The organism is Janthinobacterium sp. ROICE36 (assembly GCF_002869965.1).
In the GTDB taxonomy this organism is placed as follows: domain Bacteria; phylum Pseudomonadota; class Gammaproteobacteria; order Burkholderiales; family Burkholderiaceae_D; genus Janthinobacterium.
In genome coordinates this window covers 22,119-30,126 of record NZ_PEBS01000066.1, presented here as the reverse complement: position 1 = coordinate 30,126, position 8,008 = coordinate 22,119, and the positions used below count along the sequence as shown (strand labels likewise).

The following is an 8,008-nucleotide window of genomic DNA, read 5'->3' as shown; positions in this document are numbered from 1 at the left end:
AGTTATGCCTGATGACCATAGCAAGTTGGTCCCACCCCTTCCCATCCCGAACAGGACCGTGAAACAACTTTGCGCCGATGATAGTGCTGCAACCAGTGTGAAAGTAGGTTATCGTCAGGCTTGTTATTCGTAGTAGAAGAAAACCCCGCCAGCAATGGTGGGGTTTTTTTTCGTCTGGTGCTTTGTGATGGGAGCCCCAAACGAAGGCTGGGTCAGTCACTTCGTGAACCAGTTACCACCGGCGTGGCGCCGCTTCTGGCGACCCACTCGATCAACGCATCGACAGCCGCGCGGCCATTGCCGTTGCCCACCAAGTCGCTATTGATCATGGCGACCACCACGCACAGTTGATTGTTGGCATCGGGTACATAGCCGGCGATGGCCACCACATTCTTCAAGGTTCCCGTCTTGATGCGGGCCCGCGTGGCTGCCGGACTATTCAGCAGGCGCTTGCGCATGGTGCCGTCCAGTGCCACGATGGGCAGACTGGACTGGAACTCGGGCGCCCACGGACTTTGCTGCATCGCTTGCAGCACGCCGGCCATTTGCGCTGGTGCAATGCGTCCCGTGCGCGACAGGCCGGAACCGTTGTCGACCAGCATGTCCTGGGTGTCGATATGCTGTCGCTGGAACCATTCCTGGATGACTAGCCGCGCCCGGCTGGCAGTATCTTCCGGCGCCGCCATGGCAACGGGGCGGCTGCCCAGCCAGCCATCGCTTTGCAGGCTGCCCAGGCTCAGGAACAAGGTGCGCGCCAGGGTGTTATCGGACGTCTTGTTGATATCGCGCAAGACCTCTGGCAAGGCGCGTGCCACATGGTCGGCCAGCATGCGCGTGCCGACCGGTTCGGCCGTCGGCGGCAAGCCTGTAAACGGCGCTTCGCGTACCGTGCCCGTGAGCGTGCCACCCAGGCGTTTCCAGGTGGCGCGGAACAAACGGTCCGCATAATCGTTGCGATCAAGCACATTGATGCTGGTGGCCTTGTTGCAATTTTGCGGGAAGGTGCCGTGCAGTATCACCTGCAGCTTGCCGCCCGCATCGCGCCGGTATTCGGGCGGGCGCCAGCCGTCTTCCCACCGGCTGCAGCTGCCCTTGACCAGCTTCATGTCGCTGGTGATGCTGACATTCTCGAGCGGCGGCTGCATGAGGATACTCAATTGCCGGTCCGTCGAGTTCATGTTGATATCGAGCAAATTGGTATTCAGCAATAAGGCATCGGGAATGACGTTGTAGCGGAATTCGGCCGACTCGTCGAACGGCAGCGCATTGATGTCCAGCCGTGCGGGGTGAAACAGCTGGCGGTCGAGAATCAGGTCACCCTTGATTTTCACGATGCCCTGGTTGCGCAGGGTTTGCAGCATGTGCGCCAGCACGTCCGCGTTGAAATCCGTGTCGGCGCCGCCGCGCAGGATCAGGTCGCCCTTCAATACACCATTGATGACGTCGGCGCTGGTGCGCAGTTCCGTGCGGCCGCGAAAGATGGGGCCCAGTTGTTCCAGGCCCACGGCCGTCGTCACCAGTTTCATGGTGGAGGCCGGTTGCATGCTGCGCTCGGCGCCATGCGACAGCACGGTGGTGTTGCCGCGCAAGACGATGGCGCCCATGGCGTCTTCGGGGATATTCGCGCCGCGCAGCAGCAGGCTGACCGATTCGGGCAATTGCGCGTGGGCATTCGACAGGCCAAGACCAGCCAACAGCGCGGCCATCAGAACAGGACGTAACATGGTGCTCCTTAATGGAAAAAGACGTAGGCGACAAAAACGGCAGCGATCACGCCAGCCAGATCGGCGATGAGGCCGGCGGTGATGGCATAGCGCGTCTTGCGGATGCCCACCGAGCCGAAGTACAGGGCCACGATATAGAAAGTGGTGTCGGCCGAGCCCTGGAAGACGCAGGCCAGGCGGCCGACGAAGGAATCGACGCCGTAGGTATTCATGGCGTCGATCATCATGGCTTTCGAGCCGGAGCCGCTGAGCGGCTTCATCATGGCCGTCGGCAGGGCGGGCACGAAGTCCGTATTGATGCCCAGGTTGGCGAAGAACCAGTTCAGGCCGCTCATCAGGAAATTGAACACGCCCGCGTTGCGGATCACGCTGATGGCCACCAGCATGCCGACCAGGTAGGGAATCACGGTGATTGACGTCTGGATGCCACCTTTCGCCCCTTCGATGAAGGCGTCGTACACGTTGACCTTCTTGCGCAGGGCGCCGATGATGAAGATGGCAATGACGCTGATCAACACCAGGTTGCTGACCACTTTCGAGACCAGCTCGATTTCCTGTTTCGTCAGGTATTGCGTGAAGTACCAGATCATGGCCACGATGGCGCTGGTCATGCCGCCCATCCAGCCCAGCACGACGCGGTTGAGCAGGTTGATGCGTTGCTTGATGGACACGGTGATGATGCCGACCACGGTGGCGACATAGGTGGCGATCATGCAGGGGATGAAGATGTCGGATGGGTCGGCCGCGCCGAGGATGGAGCGCTGCGCCATGATGGCCAGCGGAATCAGGGTCAGGCCCGAGGTGTGCAGCACCAAGAACATGATTTGCGCATTCGTCGCCTCTTCCTTGTTCGGGTTCAAGGTTTGCAGGCTTTCCATGGCTTTCAAGCCAAACGGCGTGGCCGCATTGTCCAGGCCCAGCAGATTGGCCGAGAAATTCATCACCATGTGGCCGGTGGCCGGATGGTCTTTCGGAATTTCCGGGAAGATGCGCGAAAAGAAGGGCGCGATCACTTTCGCCAGCCAGCCGACGATGCCCGCCTTTTCACCGATGTTCATGATACCCAGCCACAAGGTCATCACGCCGGCCAGCGGCAGGGCGATATCCATTACCCCCATGCGCGCCGTTTCGAACGTGCCGTCGATGATGCGCTTGAAGATATCGGTATCGCCGAGAAACAGCCACTGCAGCACTGCGGCCAGGAAGCCAACGAGGAAAAAGCCGGACCAGATGTAATTAAGTGCCATATGCGATCAGTTCTGTGTGTCGGGAGTGAAAAATGTCTGCAAACAAAGTATAGGGGTAGCCCGATACGCGTTGATGAAAGAATGCAGCAATCGCATGCCAAAAAGTTATAAGCTGGCAGCCTGTTTTCATTGGCGCCCCGTACTGTGCCCGAGTAATCTCGCTGTTGCCTGTTCTTCACGTTTGTTTGTTAGCCCTGTCTGCACTGGATCACTGATGATGTTTTTACGCAAAACCGCCTGCGCCGCCGGCTTGGCCCTGTTGACGCTTTTCACTGCGCCAGCGCATGCCGCAGCCGATGCCCGCGCGAATAAGACCCTGCACTTGTTTTTGAGCACCAGCGAGACTGGCCTGGACCCGGCCGTGGCGTCGGACCTGGCCAGCTTGAACTTGATGGAAAACATCTTCGATCCCCTGCTGCGCTACGATTACCTGGCGCGCCCGGTGCAACTGCAGGGCAACACGGCGCGCGGCTTGCCGAGCGTGGATGATGGCGGACGCACCTATACCTTTCACTTGCAGCCCGGCATTTTCTTCACGCCCGATCCCGCCTTCAAGGGCCAGCCGCGCGAAGTGACGGCGCAGGATTATGTCTACAGCCTGACGCGGCTGTATGACCCCAGCCTGAAGTCGCCATGGCTATTCTTGCTGGAAGACAAGCTGCTGGGTGATGCGGCCCTGAAAACAACATTCAGCTACGACACGCCGATCGCCGGCTTGCAGGCGCTGGACAAATACACCCTGCGCATCCGCCTCAACGCCATCGACCCGAACTTCCTGTTTTACCTGGCCATGCCGGCGACAGCGGTGGTGGCGCGCGAAGTGGCGGAAGCGTATCCGGCGGCAGGGCAGATCGGTAATCACCCCGTGGGCACGGGGCCATTCTTGGTGAAGGAGTGGAAACGCAGCGACAAGATCGTGCTGCAAGCCAATCCGACTTTCCGTGCCACCGTGTTCCATACCGAGGCCAAGGCGCTGGCCGCCTTGCCGCTGGATGCGCGCGCCATCGCCGCCGCGCTGGAAGGCCAGCGCTTGCCCCTGGTCGAGCGCATCGAGGTGCGCATCGTTGAGGAATATCAATCGCGCATGCTGGGCTTTCTGAAAGGTGAATTCGACTACCTGGAGCAAGTGCCGGAATCGATGACGGACATGGTGCTGGAAAACGGCGCGCTGAAGCCGGCGCTGGCCGCCAAGGGCTTGCAACTGACGCGCTTTCCCGTGCTGCAAACGTATTACATGTGGATGAATATGGACGACCCCGTGCTGGGCGGCATGAGCAAAGACAAGCTGGCCCTGCGGCGCGCCATCGCCCTCAGCTACAACAGCCGTGAAGACATCGCGCTGTTGAAGAAGGGCCTGGCCTTGCCGGCCCAGTCGCCGCTGCCGCCGAATGTGCTCGGTTACGACAAGGCTTACCGCAGCCCCGTCGGCTACGATCCCCTACTGGCGCGCGCCTTGTTGGAGCGCTTTGGCTACAAGGCGGGTCGAGACGGTTTCCGCACCCAGCCGGATGGCACGCCCTTGATCTTGACCATGCACACGGAGCCGAGCACGGTGGGACGGCTGCGCGATGAATTGTGGCGCCGCAACCTGAACGCCATCGGCCTGCGCGTGGAATTCAAAAGCGACAAGAAGACGGAAATCATCAAGGCGTCGCGCCTGGGCAAGGTGCAGATGTTCGAGACCAACTGGATCGCCGACTTCCCTGATGGCGATAACTTTATGCAATTGTTGTATGGCGGCAACGTTGGCCGCGCCAACTATGCCCGCTTCAACTTGCCCGATTACAATAAACGCTATGAGGAGGCGCGCCTGCTATCCGATACGCCGCGCCGACGCAGTCTGTACTTCGACCTGTTTCAGCTGATCCACGCTTACACGCCGTGGGTGTTGCTGACGCATCCCATCTCTGCCGACCTGCAGCAACCGTGGCTAAAAAACTACAGGCGCCACCCCGTGGAATTCACGTCCTGGCGTTATCTGGACGTGGATAAAGCCAGGGCTAGCCCCGCAGGCAAGTGACCACGCCGTTGAAAAGGGCATTCATTCCAAAAAGTTATGGTTAGGAAAGCATTTTCATTGGCTGGCCGCGGATGCATCGCGCTACTCTGAAAATGAAAACAAATAAAGTCATGCGCAAATGTCATAAAAAAATGTACTGCGAGACAGACGTTGCGACATATCTAACAGCCTGACTTGATAACTCAAGTTTCGATTGCCCAACAAGGAGAAGACCTGTGAAATTGAAGAAGCTAGCGCAGTTGGTGGCATTGATGGGGGTAGTGGGGCCGGTAATGGCGCAGGAAGCGGTGCCGCCATCGATGCAACGGGTCGAAGTCACGGGCAGCAGCATCAAGCGAGTGGCCAAGGAAGGCGCACTGCCGGTGCAAGTCATCACCTTTGACCAGATCGAAAAGCAGGGCATCACGACGACCGAGCAACTGGTGCGCACCCTGTCGGCCAACGGCACGGGGGCCGATAACATGACTTCGGGCAATAACGTCTTTGGCGCCGATGCGGACAGGGTCAGTGGTGGGGCCTCGTTCGCCTCGCTGCGCGGCCTGGGCCCATCGAGCACCCTGGTGCTGCTGAACGGCCGCCGCATCGCCACGCACGGCGCCAGCGGCAAGTCGGTCGACCTGAACTCGATCCCGCTGGGCGCGATTTCACGCGTGGAAATTCTCAAGGATGGCGCCTCGGCCATCTACGGCACGGACGCCATCGGCGGCGTGATCAATTTCATTCTGAAAACCAATTACAGCGGCGTGGAAGCGTCCGTCTCCACCAACGACACGCAGGCAGGCGGCGGCGCCACGCGCCGCGCGTCCATCCTGGCCGGCACGGGTTCGCTGGAGTCGGACCGCTACAACATCATGGCCAGCCTGACCGTCGACAAGGCCGAGCGCCTGAACGGCAGCGACCGCTCCTTCGTCAACGGCTTCCAGCCGGGCCGCGGCCTGTCGCCCGATACCACGGGCACGCCGTATGCGAATCAATTGTCGGGCGCTGGCACTGCGCTGGGCACCTCGTTCCAGCTGCCTGGCGATTCAAACAAGTACCTGCAAGCCAATCCGCTGAGCTTCCAGGGCAAGTGCGACAGCGTCGTCGGCATGTCGCAATACCAGACGGAGCTGTGGAAAGACGTGACGTCGCCGCTGCGCACCAAATATTCGTGCGCCTACGATTATGGCGCCGACTATGTGCTGCAATTCCCGGTGGAGCGGGCCAATTTCCTGTCGCGCGGCACGTTCAAGCTGGCGCCCGACCACCGCATGTTTGTCGAGGTGCTTGGTTCGCGCACCAAGGCCACGGCCATTTTGACGCCGATGCAGGTGCAGGCGACCGTCGCCAACAAGAATTTGTATCCGGTCGGCGGCGCGTATTACCAGGATCTGTCGGCCTATATCCCATCGTTCGACAAGACCAAGCCGATTGCCTACAAATGGCGCGCGAATGACGTGGGCAACCGCACGCAGGAAAACACCACCGACAATGCCCGCGTGTTGGTGGGCTTTGAAGGCAACTTTGGCAAATGGGATTACAAGGCCGGTATTTCGCGCGCCGAAAGCAGCACCAAGACCAAGCTGACGGATGGCTATTCTTACACGGACAAACTGTACGCGGCACTGGCCAGCGGCATCATCAATCCTTGGGTGGGCGCGGGCCAGAGCCAGACGGAAGCGGCCAGGCAATTGATCGAATCGACCAAGTTCCGTGGCGACTTCCAGCACGGCAAGACGACTCTGACGCAGATCGATGGTTCCGTCTCGGGCGAGCTGTTCCAGCTTCCGGCCGGTGCACTGGCCATGGCGGCCGGTTTTGACTTGCGCCGCGAAGGTTACAGCTTCGGGCAAGACGTCGACGCCATCCAGATCCTGCTGGCACCAGGCAATGCTTCATTGAAAGATGCCAGCCGTACCGTCAAGGCTGTATATGCCGAGTTGCTGGTGCCGGTCACGAAGGACCTGGAACTGCAGCTGGCCATCCGCCGGGACGATTACAGCCTGGTGGGCGCGACGACGAATCCGAAAGTGGCTTTCCGCTACCAGCCGACCGACTTCCTGCTGTTCCGTGGTTCGGCCAGCAAGGGTTTCCTCGCACCAAGCTTCCAGCAGCTATATTCCGGTTCGCTGAGCCAGGAATTGCCGAACGGCGTGGTCGACCAGGAAGGTTGCGCCAAGCATCCGGGCGTACCCGAGTATTGCGCCATCGACCGCCTTGACTACAAGACGGGCGGCAATACGAATTTGAAGCCGGAAACGTCGAAGCAGGGTAGCGTCGGTTTTGTCATCGAGCCATTCAAGGGATATTCGGCCTCGTTCGACTACTGGGCCATCAATACCACGGACCGCATCCTGAACCGCACGCCGCAAATCGTGCTGGCCAACTACCAGGCGCTGAACCAGTACATCCACCGCAATCCCGACGGCACCATCGAGTACGTGCAGGCGGGCTGGATCAATGCGGCAGGCAGCCGCGTGCGCGGCCTCGACGTGGGCTTGCGCGGCGAAGGCAAAGTCCAGGACGCGAAATGGACGGCGACCCTGGATGGCACGTATATGGACAGCTTCAAGTTTGCGGAATATCAAGGCCAGGAATACCAGGAGCTGGTCGGCAAGTTTTATACGCGCGATCTGTACTTGCGCTGGAAACACAACGCCAGTTTTGGCGTCTCGCGCGGCGACTGGAGCGGCTTGCTGATCCAGAGTTTTTCATCGGGCTACAAGGACCAGTTGCCGAATGGCGGCAAAGGCACGCCGCCGCCGGGCTTCAAGGCCGATGTGTCCAGCTACACCACGTATAACTTGTCGGGCACGTACACCGGCTTCAAGAATACCACCATCACCGTGGGCATCCAGAACCTGTTCGACCGCGATCCACCATTCACCGCGCACAACGTGGACGAAGTGGTGGGCGCCGGCTGGGATCCGCGCGTGGCCGATCCACGCGGCCGTTCGCTGTCCTTCCAGCTGAAGTACAAGTTCCTGTAAGGCAGCCATGCCGGCGGTGATCCTGCCGGCATGCTAACCTCGTGCGGC

General features: G+C 60.1%; 4 protein-coding genes and 1 rRNA gene. 3 read left to right on the top strand and 2 right to left on the bottom strand.

The window, feature by feature from the left end; all coding sequences use genetic code 11:
- The first annotated feature begins 7 nt into the window (after window positions 1-7).
- Window positions 8-120, top strand: a 5S ribosomal RNA gene (rrf, locus tag CSZ94_RS21845).
- 92 nt (window positions 121-212) lie between these two features.
- On the opposite strand, the gene dacB is transcribed toward rrf, so the two are convergent.
- Both dacB and CSZ94_RS21835 read right to left on the bottom strand, forming a co-directional pair.
- Window positions 213-1,724, bottom strand: coding sequence for a D-alanyl-D-alanine carboxypeptidase/D-alanyl-D-alanine endopeptidase (gene dacB, locus CSZ94_RS21840; RefSeq protein ID WP_102123451.1), 1,512 nt, complete (start codon window positions 1,722-1,724; stop codon window positions 213-215).
- Window positions 1,725-1,732: 8 nt separating this feature from the next.
- Window positions 1,733-2,971, bottom strand: a complete 1,239-nt coding sequence (locus CSZ94_RS21835) for a nucleoside recognition domain-containing protein (RefSeq protein ID WP_102123450.1) — start codon at window positions 2,969-2,971, stop codon at window positions 1,733-1,735.
- Between the two features lie 217 nt (window positions 2,972-3,188).
- Between CSZ94_RS21835 and CSZ94_RS21830 the strand changes: the two genes are divergently transcribed.
- Together CSZ94_RS21830 and CSZ94_RS21825 are read left to right on the top strand one after the other, a co-directional pair.
- On the top strand, window positions 3,189-4,991 hold the full coding sequence (locus CSZ94_RS21830) for an ABC transporter substrate-binding protein (protein WP_102123453.1): 1,803 nt from the start codon (window positions 3,189-3,191) through the stop codon (window positions 4,989-4,991).
- 215 nt (window positions 4,992-5,206) lie between these two features.
- Window positions 5,207-7,960: a TonB-dependent receptor gene (locus CSZ94_RS21825; protein ID WP_102123449.1), complete on the top strand. Its 2,754-nt coding sequence runs from the start codon at window positions 5,207-5,209 to the stop codon at window positions 7,958-7,960.
- Window positions 7,961-8,008: the final 48 nt, after the last annotated feature.

Bases quoted from the DNA above. Each gene is read 5' to 3' on its own strand.
- dacB (WP_102123451.1), bottom strand. From the start codon at position 1,724: ATGTTACGTCCTGTTCTGATGGCCGCGCTGTTGGCTGGTCTTGGCCTG.
- CSZ94_RS21835 (WP_102123450.1), bottom strand. From the start codon at position 2,971: ATGGCACTTAATTACATCTGGTCCGGCTTTTTCCTCGTTGGCTTCCTG.
- CSZ94_RS21830 (WP_102123453.1), top strand. From the start codon at position 3,189: ATGTTTTTACGCAAAACCGCCTGCGCCGCCGGCTTGGCCCTGTTGACG.